The sequence below is a fragment of the Viridibacillus sp. NPDC096237 genome (assembly GCF_050278625.1).
Classification (GTDB): domain Bacteria; phylum Bacillota; class Bacilli; order Bacillales_A; family Planococcaceae; genus Viridibacillus.
In genome coordinates, this window is the sequence record NZ_JBNNTI010000003.1 from 36145 (window position 1) to 56257 (window position 20113).

At 36.5% G+C, this 20113-nt stretch carries 17 protein-coding genes and 1 other annotated feature; of the genes, 9 read left to right on the top strand and 8 right to left on the bottom strand.

Annotated features, from left to right (window positions below; all coding sequences use genetic code 11):
- Positions 1-412 precede the first annotated feature (412 nt).
- Complete coding sequence (proS, locus tag ACQKMD_RS03975) at positions 413-1843, bottom strand: proline--tRNA ligase (RefSeq protein ID WP_427749681.1); 1431 nt, start codon at positions 1841-1843, stop codon at positions 413-415.
- A gap of 40 nt (positions 1844-1883) precedes the next feature.
- Positions 1884-2083: a binding site (T-box leader), on the bottom strand.
- 81 nt (positions 2084-2164) lie between these two features.
- Between proS and ACQKMD_RS03980 the strand changes: the two genes are divergently transcribed.
- The 3 genes from ACQKMD_RS03980 to ACQKMD_RS03990 all read left to right on the top strand — a co-directional run bounded on the left by ACQKMD_RS03980 (position 2165) and on the right by ACQKMD_RS03990 (position 4469).
- Positions 2165-2704, top strand: a complete 540-nt coding sequence (locus ACQKMD_RS03980; protein ID WP_427749683.1) for a histidine phosphatase family protein — start codon at positions 2165-2167, stop codon at positions 2702-2704.
- 46 nt (positions 2705-2750) lie between these two features.
- On the top strand, positions 2751-3218 hold the full coding sequence (locus ACQKMD_RS03985) for a hypothetical protein (protein WP_427749685.1): 468 nt from the start codon (positions 2751-2753) through the stop codon (positions 3216-3218).
- A gap of 645 nt (positions 3219-3863) precedes the next feature.
- Positions 3864-4469, top strand: a complete 606-nt coding sequence (locus ACQKMD_RS03990) for an alpha/beta hydrolase (RefSeq protein ID WP_427749687.1) — start codon at positions 3864-3866, stop codon at positions 4467-4469.
- Positions 4470-4915: 446 nt separating this feature from the next.
- Here ACQKMD_RS03990 and ACQKMD_RS03995 read toward each other — a convergent pair whose 3' ends face one another.
- The 3 genes from ACQKMD_RS03995 to ACQKMD_RS04005 form a co-directional block, all read right to left on the bottom strand.
- Positions 4916-7033 (bottom strand): MMPL family transporter, encoded by a 2118-nt coding sequence (locus ACQKMD_RS03995; protein ID WP_427749689.1) that lies wholly within the window; start codon positions 7031-7033, stop codon positions 4916-4918.
- 141 nt (positions 7034-7174) lie between these two features.
- Positions 7175-8173 carry an inorganic phosphate transporter gene (locus tag ACQKMD_RS04000; RefSeq protein ID WP_427749691.1) on the bottom strand — a complete coding sequence of 333 codons (999 nt, stop codon included), beginning with the start codon at positions 8171-8173 and terminating at the stop codon, positions 7175-7177.
- Positions 8174-8187: 14 nt separating this feature from the next.
- Positions 8188-8808 (bottom strand): DUF47 domain-containing protein, encoded by a 621-nt coding sequence (locus ACQKMD_RS04005; protein ID WP_427749693.1) that lies wholly within the window; start codon positions 8806-8808, stop codon positions 8188-8190.
- 240 nt (positions 8809-9048) lie between these two features.
- Between ACQKMD_RS04005 and ACQKMD_RS04010 the strand changes: the two genes are divergently transcribed.
- The 4 genes from ACQKMD_RS04010 (at position 9049) to fumC (ending at position 13375) form a co-directional block, all read left to right on the top strand.
- A complete protein-coding gene (locus tag ACQKMD_RS04010) occupies positions 9049-9582 on the top strand; it encodes a hypothetical protein (RefSeq protein WP_427749869.1) in 534 nt (177 codons plus the stop codon).
- An 18-nt stretch (positions 9583-9600) separates the two neighbouring features.
- Positions 9601-11157, top strand: coding sequence for an SPFH domain-containing protein (locus ACQKMD_RS04015; protein WP_427749695.1), 1557 nt, complete (start codon positions 9601-9603; stop codon positions 11155-11157).
- 172 nt (positions 11158-11329) lie between these two features.
- Positions 11330-11848: a PCYCGC motif-containing (lipo)protein gene (locus ACQKMD_RS04020; protein ID WP_427749697.1), complete on the top strand. Its 519-nt coding sequence runs from the start codon at positions 11330-11332 to the stop codon at positions 11846-11848.
- A 144-nt stretch (positions 11849-11992) separates the two neighbouring features.
- Positions 11993-13375: a class II fumarate hydratase gene (gene fumC, locus ACQKMD_RS04025; RefSeq protein ID WP_427749698.1), complete on the top strand. Its 1383-nt coding sequence runs from the start codon at positions 11993-11995 to the stop codon at positions 13373-13375.
- 64 nt (positions 13376-13439) lie between these two features.
- Here fumC and ACQKMD_RS04030 read toward each other — a convergent pair whose 3' ends face one another.
- Both ACQKMD_RS04030 and ACQKMD_RS04035 read right to left on the bottom strand, forming a co-directional pair.
- A complete protein-coding gene (locus tag ACQKMD_RS04030; protein ID WP_427749699.1) occupies positions 13440-14330 on the bottom strand; it encodes a DUF3298 domain-containing protein in 891 nt (296 codons plus the stop codon).
- Positions 14327-14824 carry a sigma-70 family RNA polymerase sigma factor gene (locus ACQKMD_RS04035; RefSeq protein WP_427749701.1) on the bottom strand — a complete coding sequence of 166 codons (498 nt, stop codon included), beginning with the start codon at positions 14822-14824 and terminating at the stop codon, positions 14327-14329. Before ACQKMD_RS04035 ends, ACQKMD_RS04030 begins: the two co-directional genes overlap by 4 nt.
- A gap of 220 nt (positions 14825-15044) precedes the next feature.
- On the opposite strand from ACQKMD_RS04035, the gene ACQKMD_RS04040 reads away from it, so the two are divergent.
- Positions 15045-15731: an ABC transporter ATP-binding protein gene (locus ACQKMD_RS04040; protein WP_427749703.1), complete on the top strand. Its 687-nt coding sequence runs from the start codon at positions 15045-15047 to the stop codon at positions 15729-15731.
- A 1-nt stretch (position 15732) separates the two neighbouring features.
- A complete protein-coding gene (locus ACQKMD_RS04045; RefSeq protein ID WP_427749704.1) occupies positions 15733-17070 on the top strand; it encodes an ABC transporter permease in 1338 nt (445 codons plus the stop codon).
- A gap of 49 nt (positions 17071-17119) precedes the next feature.
- On the opposite strand, the gene ACQKMD_RS04050 is transcribed toward ACQKMD_RS04045, so the two are convergent.
- Positions 17120-18856, bottom strand: a complete 1737-nt coding sequence (locus tag ACQKMD_RS04050) for an FTR1 family iron permease (protein WP_427749706.1) — start codon at positions 18854-18856, stop codon at positions 17120-17122.
- Entirely contained in the window at positions 18831-20108 is a 1278-nt protein-coding gene (efeB, locus tag ACQKMD_RS04055) for an iron uptake transporter deferrochelatase/peroxidase subunit (protein WP_427749707.1), read from the bottom strand. The genes ACQKMD_RS04050 and efeB overlap by 26 nt, the downstream gene beginning before the upstream one ends.
- Between the last annotated feature and the right edge of the window lie 5 nt (positions 20109-20113).

The window sequence follows — 20113 nt, forward strand, 5'->3', positions numbered from 1 at the left end:
GCGCTAGCTGCTTGGGTCGTTTCAGCCGGGCGCTCAAAGTCTAAGAGCGACTTTGGCTTCCGCCTTCCAACGACCTCGCAGCTGGACGAGCGCCTTGGGCCAACAGGATGTTGGTCATGCAACCGTTGCGACAGGACGTCGCGATCTTAGGTTGCCTTTCTTAAGTGAGATATCCAGCTTCACACGCCAGCTGCTCTGGTCACTTCGGTCTCTCGGACAAAAGCTGGAGTGATGCTTTTGATTCGAGCCCTCCAGTGGCAGTCGCAGCTATACGGGCGTGTTCAGCCTTAAGTGAGATATCCAGCTTCAGGCGCTAGCTGCTTGGGTCGTTTCAGCCGGGCGCTCAAAGTCTAAGAGCGACTTTGGCTTCCGCCTTCCAACGACCTCGCAGCTGGACGAGCGCCTTCAGCATTTAATATGCCTTTGCCCATACGACCATTTTTTCTGCTGGTTTGTTGCAGCAGATACATGTTTCTGAGATTTGTTGTTGGTCGAATGGTATACAACGCGAAGTTGCGCTTGTTTCTTCCTTTATTTTATCTTCACAAGCTTGATCACCACACCACATAGCTTTGATGAATCCTTGTTTTTCCTCAAGTTGAACTTTGAATGCATCATATGTTTGAACTGTAAATGTATTTTCTTCACGATGATCTAGCGCTTTATTGTATAAATTATTTTGAATTTCTTCTAGTAATGATGGTAATTTTGATTCTATTTCATCAACTGGCACGATAATTTTTTCTCCGGAGTCACGACAAGCTAAAACCACTTGATTATTTTCGATGTCTTTTGGTCCTACTTCTAGACGTAACGGAATACCTTTCATTTCGTACTCATTGAATTTCCAACCAGGTTTTTTGTCACTGGCATCAATACCAATTCGTGCCACTTTACTTAGACGTTCTTTTAAATCATAAGAAAAGTCTAGAACGCCTTCTTTATGTTGAGCAATTGGTACGATCATTACTTGTGTTGGCGCAATACGTGGAGGAACAACTAGACCACGATCATCGCCATGAACCATAATAAGTGCACCAATAATACGTGTCGTGAAACCCCAAGATGTCTGATGAACAAATTGTTGTTTTCCTTCTTTATCAAGATATTTAATATCAAATGCACGTGCAAAACCATCTCCAAAATTATGAGATGTTCCAGATTGTAGTGCTTTCCCGTCATGCATTAGTGTTTCGATTGTGTAGGTTGATTTAGCACCTGCAAATTTTTCTTTCTCTGTTTTTTGACCTTTTAATACAGGAATTGCTAAGTACTCTTCACAAATTTGAGCGTATACATTTAACATACGTAAAGTTTCTTCTTGAGCTTCTTCTTGAGTAGCGTGAGCAGTGTGTCCCTCTTGCCATAAAAATTCAAGTGTACGTAAGAAGGGACGTGTCGTTTTTTCCCAACGTACGACATTAGCCCATTGGTTATAAAGCTTTGGTAAATCACGATAAGAATGAATTATATTAGCGTAGTGTTCGCAAAATAGCGTCTCTGAAGTTGGACGTACAACTAAGCGCTCTTGTAATTTTTCATTTCCACCATGCGTAACCCATGCTACTTCGGGTGCAAATCCCTCAACGTGGTCTTTTTCTTTTTGTAAAAGAGATTCAGGTATGAATAGAGGCATATAGACATTTTCATGACCTGTTTCTTTTAGTTTTGCATCTAGCTCATTTTTGATATTGTCCCATAATGCATAGCCATATGGACGGATAATCATAGAACCACGAACGCTTGAATAATCGATTAAATCAGCTTTTGTCACAACGTCTGTATACCATTGTGCAAAATCTTCATCCATTGCTGTTACATCTTTTACAAATTGTTTTGCCATTATAAACACCTCTTCCAAAAAATAAAAAGCTTCGCCTTAAATAAGGGACCCATTACGGCGGTACCACCCTTATTTAAAGCGAAGCTCTACTCTCGAACATGTTAACGACTGTCGCCGCATCATTTTTCAATGATGAACTCAAAGGTAGGTTCAAGAAGCTGTTAATAAGGATCTTCCAGCAATCAATCCTCTCTCTTTAAAAACAGACCATTCTCTACTAATCCTTGTCTTTGTTTCAATTATTGTTGTTTGTGATTATAATATTGTCCGAATAGTATGTCAATGCTATATAATATTATTCAAAAGAGTGGGGGATTGTTAATGAAGAAAATTTATATTATTCGCCATTGTAAGGCTATGGGTCAAGAAGAAGAGGCAACGTTAACAGTTGAGGGTATTGAACAGGCTAAAAAGTTAGCGGAGAGATTACAGCAATACGATATAAAAAGAATTATTTCTAGTTCATTTACAAGAGCAATCCAAACAATAGAACCATTTTCCAAGAAAGTGCAAATAGAAATTGAACAAGATGAAAGGTTAACTGAACGCATATTAAGTGCACAAAATTTTGATGATTGGATTGAAAAGTTGGAACAAACCTTTCTTGATGAAAACTTGAAATACATAGGTGGAGAGTCAAGCAAAGAAGCAGTCACACGAATTGAACAATTGATTGAAGAATTATTCGAGTCATCTATTGAGGATTCCGCAATTATTTCACATGGCAATATTTTATCCTTACTCATCACAAAATACAATCCGGATTTTGGTTTCACAGGTTGGAAAACCATGAGAAACCCAGATGTATTTTTATTAACTAAAGATGGACAAGATGTTGCTATAAAGCGAATTGATGAGTAAAAAATGCTATACTAAAAGATGAATGCAAACGAAAAAGGAGTTAATTATGTTAACATTTGAACAAAAACAAGCGATCATCGAAAGTTTCCCTCAATTAACACGTAAAGAAATTTCGATGAAACGATTAAATTATCACTTTGATGGTAGCCAATATGAGAAAAAAATTGTAATAGAAAAATTACATCCAAACGGTAATGGTTTTGTTTACGTAGGAGATTTACTACGCTATAAAGCAGATGACCGTGGTCTAGTAAATATTCGTGATTTCTCTGAGCAAGAGCTGCGTGAAATTATTGAAGATTCCCTTACGTATCTATCTGAAGTTGATGAAGTAGTTCCTGAAGTAAGAATTGAACAAAGTTGGCGTAACCGTAATGACGACCAACTTCTATTAGTAGAAGAAGATCCTTTCTGGAATGTTTATCATGGCTTCAATTTAGAAGAAAGTTTCGGAACACAAGATGATGCGGAAAACTATTTATATTCTGAAGGCTTTAAACCGTCTAAAAAATGATGCTAACATAGCGTTTATTTGCAATAACTGAACGATCACTAATAGACTTGATCCGTCTGAGCACATGATTGCACAATATAATCGTGGTGGTAATGTTATATCGCGAGTATGGTGGGTGGTCGTTTTGTTGCCTCATAATACAGAAACTATTGAGAGAATGACCGTTGCTATAGCAAAAAAAGTGACAAGGACATATCTTCGGTAAGTCGCTTGTCCAGAACGCCATTAGTGAATCGATAGCTAGTGGTCATCGTCAATTCTAATTGCAATTGGTAACTATAGCATCGGTCAACTGGCGCTGTATTAAAAATGTGGATTCCGCTTGATCCAAATTGAACATAATTATATTACAAAGAATTGTAAAGAAGAAATTTTTGGAAACTGCATACAATGTCGAGATCGGATAGTTCTCGCAAAGGAATGCTAAAGGAAGTAGGGAATTTTATGTCTGGCAAAAAAACAGTTATTGCATTAATAAGTGTCGTGATAATTGTAGCTATATTGATTGTACTCTCAATTCAATTATTTTATAAGAATCACCCTACACAAGGTTCCAAAGCATATTCATTGACTCCTAATACTGTTCAATCTATAATTATCTCGAATTCAAGATGTTAATTGTGAACATAGATAGGGGGATTCTCCATGCAACATGTTTTTATTAAAGGTACTGATGATAGTAAACCAACGTTGTTATTACTGCATGGTACTGGTGGTAATGAGCATGATTTAATTGCTTTAGCAAAAGAGATTGATCCAACTGCTTCACTTTTGGGTGTACGAGGAAATGTTGTAGAGAATGGAATGCCACGCTTTTTTAGACGTTTAGCAGAAGGCGTTTTTGATATGGCTGATTTAGAGGTACGAACAAAAGAATTGGCTGAGTTTATCGATGATGCAGCAACGCAATATAGCTTTAATCGCGATAATGTAGTAGCAATCGGTTATTCAAATGGTGCAAACATTGCAGGTAGTTTGTTATTTCATAATGGGCCAATTGTGAAAGGCGCTATTTTGCATCATCCAATGGTTCCAAGAAGAGACATTAAAGTACCGGCATTGTCACAGCTTCCAGTTTGGATTGGTGCTGGTAAAAATGATTATATGTGCCCTCCTCAAGAATCAAAAGATTTAGAAGGGTTATTAACAGCTGCTGGGGCAGGAGTGGAAGTATATTGGAGCGATTACGGTCATCAATTAACACATGATGAATTAAAAGCAGCAAAAACTTGGTATGCTAATCATTTTTAAGGCAACCTGATTATTAATAGGTTGCTTCAGTATGTCGACAAAAGCATTCAGAATGCTTTTGTCGACATACTGAATGTCATTTTTTATATCTATTTTGGTTATTGTAGATCCTCTTTTATTCCATTTTGGGACTTTGCTAAGTCCAATTGGTTGTTTCTTTAAATTCATAGCAGCAAAAGTAAGAACCGCCTGCATGGACATTTTTTTAAGACCAAACAATCATTTCAATTTATCTCTTTCAGAATTAATTTTTGTCATCACTTTCTATTACCTCAAAAAATTTGTTTTTATTACATGTAGTTGATTGGAGCAGAGGTGGCGTCCGCCCCAGAAAGCGTCTACAGTAGCAGAAATTAAAATATAAAAAAGAACTGTAGATAAACTCGAATTTCTCCGATTTTATCTACAGTCTGATGAAACCGGGTTATTAACAGGTCTCCTCTTTTTTATTTATAATTTTTCTTTTGGAACGGCATCCACCAGTTCCAGTCACCTAATAATTTCATCAGACTTGGTACAAGCATTAAACGTATAATCGTAGCATCTATAGCGATTGCTATAGCTATACCGACTCCAATTTGCTTCACGGGCATTACATCAGTGAAGGCAAAAGCTCCAGTAATAACAATCATAATTAATGCAGCAGATGTAATGATTTTACTTGTAGAAGTAAGTCCGTCAATTGTAGCGCGCGTATTACTCACACCTTTTTCATACTCTTCTTGAATTCTTGAAATAAGGAATACTTCATAGTCCATACTTAAGCCGAATACAAGACAGAACGTAATAACAGGTATGATTAATACAATTGTCCCTTCCTCTATTCCAAAACTTCCATATTGGAAGATATAAACGAGAATCCCAAAAGCTGATGATAATCCAATTATATTCATTAAAATAGCTTTTATCGGAATTAATACAGAACGAAATGCAAGCATTAGAATAAAGAATGTTGAAACTATGATAATGGATAAGGCTATGATGAGTTTATTTGAAATTTCATCGAAAATTTCTTGATTAAATTTAGCTTCTCCACCAAGTTTAAAGTTCATGTTTAAATCTTTATCCGACCACTTCCGTACCCAATCTTGTGCTTTTGTAGAAGCTCCTTTAGCATCTAGTGTAATTGGTATAAATAACTGTTTGTCATGGATAAATGTTTCTTGCAATGGTTTTAGTTGTTCGCTAGCAGAAGGGTTTTTCATGCTTTGTTGCCAAACATCTACGCGATTGATTTTGGATTCCGTAAAAATGGTCTTTACATCGAGTACTAAAGCATCCTTCTGTAATACTTGTTGTAACTCTAAGATCTCATTTAAACCGGCTTTAGAATCCCAGCCATCTTCACGTTCTGCTAATAGATAAACTGTGGAGTTATTGCCTAAATCAAATTCTTTTTGTAGCTTCTCAAAAGAAGTGCGTGCATCATATGAGGTTGGCAAAGCATCCATTTGTGGAATAGTTAGTTTCATATCCTTCACAGGGATAACGCCTATTCCTAAGATAATCAAGGAAATAATGGCAACTATTACTGGATGTTTCATGACCATTGTAGCAAAACTGTGCCAACGTGATACGCTGTTCGGTTTCACCCGAATAATGGTCCATTTATTTAAGCGATCACCCAATAGCAATATGCTTGCAGGTAACAACGTTAATGAAGCAATAACTGCTAGGAAAACCGCGATTGTGCCACCAAGTGCGATGTTATGAAAGATTTCCACTTGAATAACAATCATTGCACCGAGACCAATCATGACACAGAATGCAGAGAAGATAATTGATCGACCCGCTGTTTGAATCGTTGTTTGCACAGCTTGTTCAATTGTTGATTGCAATCTTTCTTCCCGATAGCGATTGATAAATAGCAATGCGAAATCTATACTGAGAGCTAGTCCGAGCATAGGAATAATATTCATGATGAAAATGGATAAATCGAATTGTCCACTCAACATAGATAGTATGCCAAATGCGGATACGACAGTAATAATCCCAATTACAATTGGTAGAATGGAAGCGACAACACTACCGAATGCTAGTAATAACACAATTACAGCAATAGGTAATCCGATTGCTTCGGCGTTAGCTAAATCCTTTTGACTGGCTGTGTTAAGATCCGATGAAATTACCGATCCACCTGTAATAGTAACTCCTTTCTTACCGTTTATATTGTCTCTTATTTTCGTTACGACAACTGACATATCCTCTACGGTATTATCAAAATTTAAAATGGCATAGGAGATATTTTTTTTATGAAGATTAGCGACGTTTAAAGGAGATTGAATGGAATCGATTTCCTCTACCTCTTCGATTTTCTGTAAGGTCGCTTTAATATCTTTGTTTTTGACTTTATCAAATACGACAAATATAGTTTCAGCAGGCAAACCAAATTCTTCTGTCAATTCGTCCATAACCTCTTGATGGTCCCCGTTAACCTTAAATCCATCTCCTTGCAATTGCCCGGGTAATTGAACAGCAAAGTATGCGAAAATGATGAATAATGCACACCAAACTGTAGCGATTAATTTATAATATTTTGTTATAAACCGAGATAAGCTTTGCAAATTTATGTACCACCTTTCTCAAACAACTCTCTATTATTAGTGTAAAACATTCTGTCGTATTTTGTCGTTAATCAATCAAAAGTTTTACTGCATAAAAAAAGATTCCATCCGATAACGGATGGAAATCTTTTAAGGTAGATATTAGAAAAATAAGTTGAGAACAAAAAAGATAGCTGCTCCCATTATTGCTGATGTTGGTAAAGTGATAATCCACGTAATAACGATTTTTCTTGCTACGCCCCATTTAACACCCTTCACACGTTGAGCCGAACCAACCCCCATAATAGAAGTAGAGATAACATGTGTTGTACTTACGGGTAAGTGAAGCTGTGTAGCACCAAAAATAACAGCTGCAGAAGCTAAATCAGCGGCTGCTCCGTTAACAGGTCGGATTTTCATAATTTTACCGCCAACTGTTTTGATAATTTTATAACCACCAATAGATGTACCTAGCCCCATTGCAGTTGCAGCTGCGATACGTACCCACATTGGAATATCGTCACCAGTTTGTAAACCAGCAGCGATTAAAGCCATTGTAATAATACCCATTGATTTTTGTGCATCATTTGTACCGTGGGTAAAAGATTGTATTGCTGCAGTGAAAATCTGTAGTCTACGGAACCCCTTATTCGTACGGTACAAGTTTAAGTCTTTGAATAACACTTTGAAAAGGGACATCATGATAAAACCAGCAATGATGGCGATAAATGGTGAATAGATTAATGCTTTAATGATTTTAATAAAACCTTCATAGTTCAATGCAGCAAAACCTGCAGCAGCAATTGCTGCACCAGCTAAAGAGCCGATTAAAGCGTGTGATGAACTAGATGGAATACCATAATACCAAGTTACTAAGTTCCAAATAATAGCGGACAGTAAAGCAGCTAAAATAATTACAACACCATTATCAATTGCAAAAGGATCAACGATATCTTTGGCAAGTGCTTTTGCTACGCCTGTAAATGTTATTGCACCTATAAAGTTCATAGTTGCAGCCATTAAGACAGCTACACGAGGGGGTAATGCACGTGTAGAAACAGCTGTTGCGATAGCATTTGCAGTATCGTGAAAACCATTAATGAAGTCGAATAATAATGCGAAAACTACAACTAGAATGGTTAAAAATAGAACAGTATCCAATATATCTACATCTCCTAGGCGTTACGCATTATGATTGTATCCATTGTATTTGCAACATCTTGGCAGTAATCAGCTACTTCTTCAAGTTGTTCATAAATATTTTTGAATTGAATTATGCGAATAGGATCTTTTTCGTGTAAAAATAGTTGTTTAATAGATGTGCGAAGAACTTCATCACATTTGCGTTCATAGTCTTTAATAAGGATGGAATGATCACGCATATCGATCAGTTTTTTATTTGTTAAATGTCCCATAGCTGCGACTATTTCATCTGTACTTTTCACGATGTATTTAAGGAAGTCGCGCATATAGTCGTCTACCTCTGTTAATGAGAACATTTCAAAGTGGGCAATACAGCCTTCAATACCATCAAGAACATCATCCATACGTACAGCTAATTCCAATATATCTTCACGTTCGATCGGTGTCATAAATGATTTGTTTAACATGAAAATTAATTCATGAATTAATTTATCTCCATCGGTCTCATACTGTTTTAATGATACGCTAAGCTCTTTTAAATCTGCGATGCTTGTAATTTTAAAGTCATTTGCATAATGTACAGCTTCATTAACTGTTTCTGCAATTTTCAACAGCGACGCAAAAAAAGGGTCTTGTTTTTTTGAGCTAAACATGTGAATCCTCCTAGGTTGAATATCAACTTATCAATCTCTTTTGACGCTACACAATCATAACAAAATGCCATAGGAATCCCCACATTATTTACATGATTTCGACTAAAATTTACATTCCTGTAATATTAGTAATATTTATATAAAAAATGTGTTAATTATTTGAAAAAAATGAAACTTTCCTGCTATTTAACCGTATAACGTATTGTAAGGAAAATAACATAAGTATGAGAGGTGAGTCTAATAGAACTGTTTGGTATAGCAATCCAACAAGTATATTTATATTCCCTAATAATTTTTGCAGTATGCATGGTCTTATTTTTATTTTTTGGAGATGTGATTGATGGGGTTGGAGAAAGTATTCCGTTTTTTAATCCAGCGGTTATTCTTTCTTTTCTGACATTCTTTGCAGCAATTGGTTTCATCTTTGAAAGTTTAACGGCATTTTCTAGTATCATGATCATCTTAATTGCAACAATTATCTCTACCGTATTAAGTGTTCTTCTTTATTTCTTTATTTTATTGCCATTAAAATCAGCGGAAGTATCAATGGCGTATACAGATGAGTCATTGGCTGGACAAATTGGGAAGGTGATTGTACCTATTCCTATTGATGGGTTCGGCGAGGTTGTTATTGAAACGGTTAATGGTTTAATTTCAAAACGTGCTGTAGGTTTTGATAATGAAGAAGTTGAGTATAATCAACAGGTTCTTATAGTAGAAGTAAAAGAAGGCACAGTATATGTCAGAGCATATGAACCAATGTTTTCAGAATAGATTAAAGGGGGAAATGAAATGGATTTCGGAAATATAGGGTTATTAGTCGTAATTGGCATCGTAGCTTTCATATTATTAGCAATTATCGGTGTTTACGTAACAAAATATCGGACAGCAGGTCCAGATGAAGCACTCATCGTAACAGGTAGTTATTTAGGGTCAAAAAATGTACATACAGACGAATCAGGAAATCGAATTAAAATTATTCGTGGTGGCGGTACATTTGTACTCCCTGTATTCCAACAAGCAGAACCACTAAGCTTATTATCTAGTAAACTAGAAGTCACTACACCTGAAGTATATACAGAGCAAGGTGTTCCAGTAATGGCGGATGGTATTGCTATCATCAAAATTGGTGGTTCAATTTCTGAAATTGCGACAGCAGCAGAACAGTTTTTAGGAAAACCAAAAGAAGAACGTGAAAATGAGGCGAAGGAAGTTTTAGAAGGGCATCTACGTTCAATTTTAGGTTCTATGACAGTTGAAGAGATTTATAAAAACCGTGATAAATTCTCACAAGAAGTCCAACGTGTTGCATCACAAGATTTAGCGAAAATGGGTTTAATCATCGTATCATTTACAATCAAGGATGTACGTGATAAAAATGGTTACCTCGATTCATTAGGTAAGCCAAGAATTGCACAAGTAAGACGCGATGCTGACATTGCAACAGCGGAAGCCGAAAAAGAGACACGTATTAAACGTGCTGAGTCAGATAAAGAGGCTCAAAAAGCAGAACTTGAACGTGCAACTGAGATTGCAGAAGCAGAAAAAGAAAACCAATTAAAAGTGGCTGAATTCCGCCGTGAGCAAGATATTGCTAAAGCTCGCGCAGACCAAGCTTACGAATTAGAAGCAGCACGTGCAAAACAAGAAGTAACTGAACAAGAAATGCAAGTTCGAATCATTGAGCGTCAAAAACAAATTGAATTAGAAGAAAAAGAGATTCTTCGCCGTGAGAAACAATACGACTCTGAAGTGAAGAAAAAAGCTGATGCTGATCGTTATGCAATAGAGCAAAACGCAGCAGCTGATAAAATGAAACAATTAGCACAGGCGGATGCAGAGAAATATAGCATTGAAGCAAGAGCGAAAGCCGATGCAGAAAAGGTACGTTTAGATGGTCTTGCAAAAGCAGATTCAGAGCGTGCGCAAGGTGAAGCAGAAGCAGATATTATCCGTCTTAAAGGTCTTGCAGAAGCGGAAGCAAAACGTAAGATTGCCGAAGCATTCGAGCAATACGGCCAAGCAGCTGTGCTTGATATGGTTATCCATATGATGCCAGAATACGCTAAACAGGTTGCTAGCCCGCTGTCTAATATTGACAAAATTACAGTCGTTGATACTGGCGGTGGAGAAGGTGGCGGCGGTGCCAATAAAGTTACTGCTTACGCAACAAATTTAATGTCTACTTTACAAGAATCTCTTAAAGAAACATCAGGAATAGATATGAAAGAGCTAATAGAAAATTATTCAGGTAAAGGTACTATTCGTCCAAGTATCGAACGATTGGCAGATGAAATTCAAAGTAAGTCAACTGCAACTGCAGTTGTTGAGCCAAAAAAAGAAGTTTAAATGAAAGGGCTGGCTCATGAAAATGAGTCAGCTTTTTATGTATAAACTAAATAGGAACTGACTAATCAAATAACATAGTCTACTACCTAATAATAATGTTGTTTATTTGTCATACAAGTTTTAAAACTTATTAAGGTACAATAGGGGAAAAGATACGAAGGAGTTATTAGTAATGAAATTTAAATGGTTTACGTTATTATTAGCTAGTTCTATGTTATTGACTGCTTGCAGTAGTGGTGAAGACAAGGCAGATGAGCCGGTAAAACAAGAACAACACAATGAAGAGTCAGGACATCAACACACTGCAACCAATGGTGATATACAAGAGACAACAGCTTCAGCAGATGTTCTACCCAGCTTTTTAGATAAACAATCTGAAGATTTGAAGCTTGTTTATAAAGCAACAGGACAAGCTACAGAGATTCTAAAATGGATTCCTTGTTATTGTGGTTGTGGAGAAAGTGCTGGCCATAAAAGCAATATGAATTGCTTTGTCAAAGAAGTAAAAGAAGATGGCTCAATTGTTTGGGACGACCATGGAACACGATGTGTAGCTTGCGTAGAAATTGCCATCCAATCAATTAAAATGGCGCAAGAGGGTAAGTCACTAAAAGAGATTCGTAAAGTAATCGATGAAGCTTATAAAGAAGGTTATGCCAAACCAACGCCAACACCAATGCCAGCTGGATAGTAGCAATCAACCTTGTATATGTATTTTTTTATACAAGGTTTTTCTTTACCACAAACAGCACATAAGACATTTCGAAAAGAAAGCGTTATCATAAATAATAGAAAGGTAATAAATTTCGTAGAAAAGCAAGGGAGATGGATGATTTTGGATTATCGTATTGAACATGATTCTATGGGAGAAATAAAAGTACCATCAGCACATAAATGGGGAGCTCAAACACAGCGTAGTAAGGAAAATTTTAAAATTGGTACAGAACAGATGCCAATTGAATTTATTTATGCGTATGCGCTTCTGAAAAAAGCAGCAGCTACTGTCAGTACTGAACTTGGTAATTTATCTCAAAATAAAGCGAATGCCATTGCCCATGCAGCTGATGAAATTATAGTGGGGAAATGGGATGAAGAATTCCCACTTGTCGTATGGCAAACAGGTAGCGGTACACAAACGAATATGAATGTAAATGAAGTTATCGCTCACCTTGGAAATTCATATTTGCAAAACCAGGGTAGTGAAGAAATACTTCATCCAAACGATGATGTTAACAAATCCCAAAGCTCTAACGATTCGTTTCCGACAGCTATGCATATTGCAGCTGTTACTGTTGTTACGAATGATTTATTGCCGGCATTACAAGAAATAAAAACAACGCTAAAGGCGAAAGCTGAACGATTTAAGACGACTATTAAAATCGGACGTACTCATCTACAAGACGCTACGCCTTTAACCCTTGGTCAAGAGATTAGCGGTTGGTTGCATATGATTGAGAAATCGGAGCAAATGATTACAGAAAGTAAAGCACATTTGCTAGAGCTTGCAATTGGTGGTACAGCAGTAGGGACTGGCATAAACGCACCTTCTGGATTCGGTGACCGAGTAGCTAAAGCTTTAGATGAAGAAACAGGACTTCCTTTCGTATCATCTGAAAACAAATTTCATGCACTCACAAGCCATGATCAAATGGTTCACGTACACGGTACTTTAAAAGGTTTAGCAGCAGATTTGATGAAAATTGCCAACGATGTACGCTGGCTTGCAAGTGGACCGCGTAGTGGGATTGGCGAAATAACGATTCCTGAAAACGAACCAGGTAGTTCTATTATGCCAGGAAAAGTGAACCCGACACAATGTGAGGCTGTGACGATGGTTGCGACGCAAGTTATGGGCAACGATGTGACAATTGGTATTGCTGCAAGTCAAGGGAACTTCGAACTCAATGTATTTAAACCAGTTATTCTTTATAACTTCATGCAGTCCGTGCATTTGTTAAGTGATGTCATTCGCAGCTTCAACGAACACTGTTTAGTAGGTATAGAAGCAAATGAAGAAAAACTAGACCATTTTGTAAAAAATTCGCTTATGCTAGTGACAGCGCTAAATCCACACATTGGTTATGAAAATGCGGCTAAAATAGCAAAGCATGCACATAAAAACGGGCTGACACTAAAAGAAGCAGCGCTTGAAACAGGGTTACTAACTGAAGCACAATTCGATGAAATCGTAGATCCAGTGAAGATGATTCAATTTTAAAATTCAACAGTAAAAAGCCTTGCACGGCAGCAGAGGAAACAACTGCTGAGTGCAAGGCTTTTTACTATTTGATATAGTGATTACTCACAAGATTTCCTTGTATAACACTTGTAGGGATTTTGAATTTTATAGCACCCATGTAGCCTGGTGCAGCTTCAAATTGATCAAAGTAGATAATAAGTTCATTGTTCTTTGTAATAGAGAAGTTTTGATCAGCTTTGATTTTATCAAAACCATCGTTCACTTCTGATTCTCCTGCGATGAAATAGCTCTTTTCAACATCTGCATCCATTTGTTTGCGCATTTCATCTTTAATATAAGTAGAGATAGTATCGATATAAGTATTATCTCTGAATAGACTTGGTAAAGTAATGAGTAATTCATTCTTTTTGTCTATTGTATCGTTATGAATTGTTTCATAGCTGGAAGCTTGTGTTTCGACAGTATAACGACTAATTGAAAGTAAATCTTCTGTATTTGTTAATACTTTGTAGCCCGCATCTACACCCAAATGTCCTCCGCCTTGTTCCTCAATTTTAGCCATATTTTTTTTGAATTGTGCATATAGTTTAGCATTTTCTTGTTCGTATTTAGAATTTAATGTTTGTTCTAGTTCTTCGTTTTCAAGGCCTGTAATTTGAGGAGTTGAAATGTTGGTTTGTGAATTGTTATTACCATCAGCTAATTCGTTTACTGTGATAACTTTGACAATTGAGTTCAAGACAGGGATGTTAGTCATTGATTGTGCAAAGGCTGGACTGATGTTTACACTACCTGCGAATAATACTGCAGCAGCTGCAGCCCCTAAACCAAAGTTTTTAATAGGGTTTATTGTTTTTCGTTTATTGTTTTTCATTGGGTTAGCTTCCTTTATCGCTTTTTGGACAACAAAATTTAGTTCATCAGGAATTTCAATATTGTCGAATTTTTTTTTGGTGTCGTTAATTTTACTCATGATTCCACATCCTTTTTCATTTCTATGCGTAGCTTACGCAATGCGGCATATAGCCTTGTTTTAATTGTGTTGCTATTTTCCCCGAGCATTTCGGCAATATCATCGATTTTCATATCCTCGAAGAAGCGCAAGATAATAATGGTTTTGTATGTTATGGGTAAATAATCAATGGCGTCATATAAATCTAAATCATGTAATTCATTTTCTTGGTTTGGTAAATGAAAATCTAGTATTTCATCTGGAGAGGCGATTGTTCGTTTGTTTCTCTTTATATAATCTAGGGATGTATTGATTAAAATACGGTAAAACCACGTTTTAATATATTCAATTTGTTCTATATAATCAATTGATTTGAGTGCTTTAACAACGCTCTCCTGTACGATATCTAGCGCATCTTCTTTATTTTTGACATAGGTAAAGGCTAGTCGGTAATAAGAGTGTTGGTTTTCTATTATAAATGCTTCTACAAGCTTGTATTTTTCTTCTTTAGTCATGACTTATTTAACTCCTTCAAAAATATAGCGTATCGCGAAAACACTACAATACTTTGACTGGGAAGTCCCTCAAAAAGTTTGCTTCTATAAAAATAAAAATGATTATCTTAACGCCACTATATCTAATCTTAAGAATTTCTTCATCTTTACCCTTCTATTTCCTTAAGAATCTACGTGTATACTTAATTTCAGTAAGTAAGTGGAGAGGGGCATAAATAAATTGATAGAAATAAAAAATGTGAGTCATACATTTGCTATAGGAAAAAAAGGAAAAGAAAAGAAAGTACCTGTGTTGAAGGATTTATCATTCGATGTGGCAAAAGGAGAAATAGTTTCTATTGTTGGTAAGAGTGGATCTGGTAAATCGACCTTGCTAAATACTATCGCTGGTTTTATGACACCTGAGCATGGGTCAATTGTTATCAACGGTCAAGAAACAGCATCTATGAGTGAGGTTACCCATGCACAGTTTCGATTAGAAAATTTTGGTTTTATCTTTCAAAATTTTCAATTGATGCCCGGTTTAACGGCATTTGAAAATATTGAATTACCACTGAAAATTAAAGGTATCACGTCGGCAAAGCGTAAAGTTAAGGTGAAAGAACTATTACAACAAGTTGGACTTGAGAACGTTTCAGATCATTATCCAAATGAATTATCAGGTGGACAGCAACAACGTGTTAGTATTGCCCGTGCATTGGTAACTAATCCACCCATATTATTAGCGGACGAGCCTACAGGAAGTTTAGATTCAGAAACAGAGCAAGATATTTTACTCCTTATTCAAAGCCTTAATAAAGCGTTGAATTTAACGTTTGTCATTATTACACATGATGAAGAAGTGGCTAATATAGCACATCACAAATTTAGAATGCACGATGGCGAATTAGTTAAGGAGGTATTGTAATATGTTATTTAAGGATCAAGTAGATTTTGTTAGACAACACTTAAAGAAAAATAGGCTACGTGTGTTTACAACTGTTTTAGCAACTACTATGGGATGTGCGTTTTTAATTGTATTAGCATCCATCGGTTTTGGTTTACAAGGGTCGATGGAAAGAGAAATCTTAACAGATCAAAAATTGACAGAAATTGAGGTACACGGAGATCCTCAAAAGAAAATCGATGTAGATGCCATTAGAAAAATGGAGAATGTCAGAGCAGTGGTTGAAAAAACAAATGCTCAACTATCGGCTAACGTGAAATTTGAGGAACGTACAAATAGCGTACCAGTAAACATGACTGAATTTGATAACGAAGAAAAGGTCGGGAGTAAATTATCTGAAGGTCGTCTACCTCAAAAATCTGATGAAATTGTAGTCGGTTATCATTTTGCAGAGAATTTATTATCGAAAGCAGAGTTGAAAGAGCAGGAAAAGTTATATGAGAAATCTGCAGAAAATGACACAACTTCTACTAAGCAAGCAAAGAAACTTGGTTACAAGGAATCGCTAGTAGGTAAAACAATTTCAGTAAAACTACAAGATTATGATAATGATAAGGCAATTAATAAAGAGTTAACATTCAAAGTGGTTGGTGTATCAGAAAAACCGGCAAAAGATTGGGATATTAAAAATACGATACTATTTAGTCATGAACTAAAAGGCGAGTTTTATAATATTTATAAGGCATCTGTAAAAGATTCGAAAAACATAAAAGCTGAAAAAGAAATGTTCTATCCGGAGATAAAAGTACATGCGACGAATTTAGAAGCAGTAAAAGGTGTAATAGCCAAACTGAAGGATAAAGGTTTAAGTGTTTACTCAGTTACTGAGCAATTAGATGATATCAATGTTATATTCTTAGCATTTAAAGTAGGTTTAATCTTTGTAGGGACGATTGCTGTATTAATTGCTTCTATTGGTATTTTCAATACAATGACAATGGCCGTTACTGAGCGTACTCGTGAAATTGGGGTCATGAAGGCGATTGGGGCAAGTCCGAAATTGATCCAGCGATTATTCTTAATGGAAAGTGCTTGGATTGGTATTTTAGGAACAGCGATTGCAATTGTTATATCATACGGTATTAGTTTCTTATCAAACTGGCTATTGCCAATTATTATTGATATGGCTACTGATTCAAAGCAATTCCAAGAAGCGGATATTGTATTCTCAGATATTCCTTGGCAACTAATACTTGTAGCTTCAGCTATTAGTATTGGAGTAGCATTACTTTCTGGCTGGAGACCGGCACGTAAGGCCACAAAAATTGATGTGATCCAAGCTTTAAGACAAGAATTATAATTATAAAAAGAGCGATTAGCCATTAGGCTGATCGCTCTTTTTGATAGTCTCATACAGTCGCTTTTTCGTTACGGCGTTTGTAGAAGAAAGTAATAATTACTAGAACAATTAAAATTATTTGTCCAATAATTGTTTCAACTGTAGGGTAGAAACCGATTGAAGCCCATACAGGCAGATTACTAATAATGGATGTCGGTAGCACATCCGTTAATTGCAATGTATGAATACTTACACCGATAATTTTAAATGTTAATAAATAGATTAATACCGTTGCCACTGCAAAGAAGTAGTGAATTGGAATTTTGCCACTTGCACGGAGCAATACAATAGCTACGACAGCTAAAACAACAAGTGCAATGATAATCCCTAATGTGAAGTCAAAAGTCGACATTTTAGGTGCAATACCAGCATAGAATACAAGCGTTTCAGCACCTTCACGGAAAACAGATAAGAAACTGATGAAGGTCATTGCCCAAACACTTTGTTTAGACATTGCATGATCCATTTGTTTTGCAATGTAATTGTTCCATGATTTGATGTTGGATTTACTATGCATCCACATACCGACACCAATCATCATAGCAGCGGCTACAAGTCCAATATATCCTTCTAGCATTTCCCGGCTTGTATTAATAGTTGTCGAGTTGAATAATGTGGACATTAAAATTGCTGCCACAGCACTCAAACCTATCCCGATACCAGCACCGATATAAATCCATCTTTCCATATGTGTTTGTCCAGATTTTTTTAAGAAAGCTACAAGTGCAATAATGATTAATAAAGCTTCCAGACCTTCACGTAAAAGGATTAATGCTGAATCCCAAAAGCTATAGTTCTGATCGCCTTGGATAAGCTGGATTTGCTGTTTAAAGTTGTTTAACTGAGAAGTGATGTCCTTAACATCAATAGAATCTTTCATTAAATTGCTGGCGATGATAGGCATATCACTTTCGATTTTCGTATAAAGGCTGGCGTTTTTAGTGCGAATATCACCCTCAACATTAGGCCATGTAATGATGAACTTTTTAATAGTAGCAGATGCTTTATTGTATTCTTCATCAGCAATTTGGTCTTTTGCATCATCGATTAAATTTAATAATGTTTGCAGGGAATAGGTACCAGATTGAGTAGCTGTTTTTTCCCCGGATGCAAAGTTATCTATCGCTTGTTTTAATGAGTCGAATTGATCTGTTAATGAATCGACATTAGGTTTGTCATCAGCAAGTGTCATACGCATAAAGGACATTTGTGTTTCGATTTGTCCATATGCTGCAATATCATGCTCACGTACTGGGCGTTCAGTTCTTTTCCAAAAAGTATTGAATTGTTTGTACTGCACTTCGATTTTTTCTACGTCACCAGTTTGAATGGTTTGACCTAGTAAGTTCAATGCAGGAGTAATCGCTTTTAAAAATCCAGCACGCTCTGCCATTTCATCTACAGGATTTTCAGCTTTTTCTAGAGCTGTTAATGCTTTTGATAGCTTTGTAAGTGCAGTAAGACGGTCTTCCTTAGAGGAGGCATTTAAAGCATCAGCTAAAGAGGATTCTATTGCTTTTGTTTCGTCAGATGTTTTAACATCAGCTTTTTTCCAATCAGACTGGAATGTTTTAATAGCATCGATCGCTTCTTTATCTTGATCCTGCTTAGAGTTCATAATGGCATCACTAATAGAAATATATAAATGACTATAAGATGGAGCGGCATTTACAGAATGTAACGATGTTAAGATGATTAATCCAAGAATAACGGCAATTTGACTACAGCGTTTTAAAAAGTGCTTCACCGATATAACTCCCTTTTTGTATACCAGGGAAGCAAGCGAATAAGGCACTGCCTCGATGGGTAATATATTCGTTCATTTTGTCTAGTCGGCCTAGACTATTTTGAATTTTAATGAATTGCTCAGGATTTTTTTGGAATGAAACAAATAGTAATCCTGCATCATATGAGCCTGTAGCATCCATCACGCCAGACGAGTATGAATACGAACGGCGTAGTATGCGTGCATCGACAGATTTCGCAAGAAAGACATGTGAAGTTTCAGGGACAATATAATTTCCTTTGTCATCTTTTCGATCGATATCCATCGCTTCAAACTCATCTTTTTTGCCGATTGGAGCTCCACTATCACGGTGTCGTCCAAATGTATTCTCTTGTTCTTTTAAAGAAGTTCGGTCCCAAGTTTCTAAATGTAACTGAATACGACGGGCAACTAAATAAGAACCGCCAGTCATCCAACCTTTAGATTCACCAGACTGTACCCAAACCACTTTATCCATATCTTTATTACTAGAAGTGATCGGATTTTCTGTGCCATCCTTAAATGCAAATAGATTACGCGGAGTTTGTTTTTTTCCTTTTGAAATAGGAAATGCATTAAAACCAGCTTGTGACCATTTCAAAGAAACTTTACCAGAAGCCGCACGTACTAGATTACGCACAGCATGGAACGCAACTTGTGGATCGTCAGCACATGCTTGAATGCAAATATCCCCACCTGTATAGGCAGCATCTAACTGGTCTTTTGGAAAGTGAGGTAAGTCTTTTAATTCGTTTGGTTTTTTAGAAGCTAGTCCGAATTCCTTTCTCTCAAAAAGAGATGGTCCAACTCCAAAGGTAATACTTAAGTTAGCTGCATCAAGTCCTTTGGCTTCCCCAGTATCTTTTGGAGGAACCATGCCATTAGCTGTTGAATCGCCAATCATTTCACCGTTCATCAAACGTACAGCAAGAGGTGTCCACATTTTGAACAAATCTTGCAATTCTTGTTTAGAAGTAACTAAAACGTTTAAAGAGGCGAAATAGATATTTGTTTGCACATCTGTTGCGATTCCAGATTGATGCTTGCCGTAGAAACTTATCTTATTGGTAGCTGTTGAATCGTCATCTAAGAAATCCATACCAAAGGTTTTGATGACACCTCCAAGACCTGTTGCGCCAATTGCTACACCAGCAGCACCAAGACCAGTTAATTTCAACATCTTTCTACGTGAAATTTTTTTATCTAAGATTTTTTCGTCTTTTGTTTCAGTCATTGTAA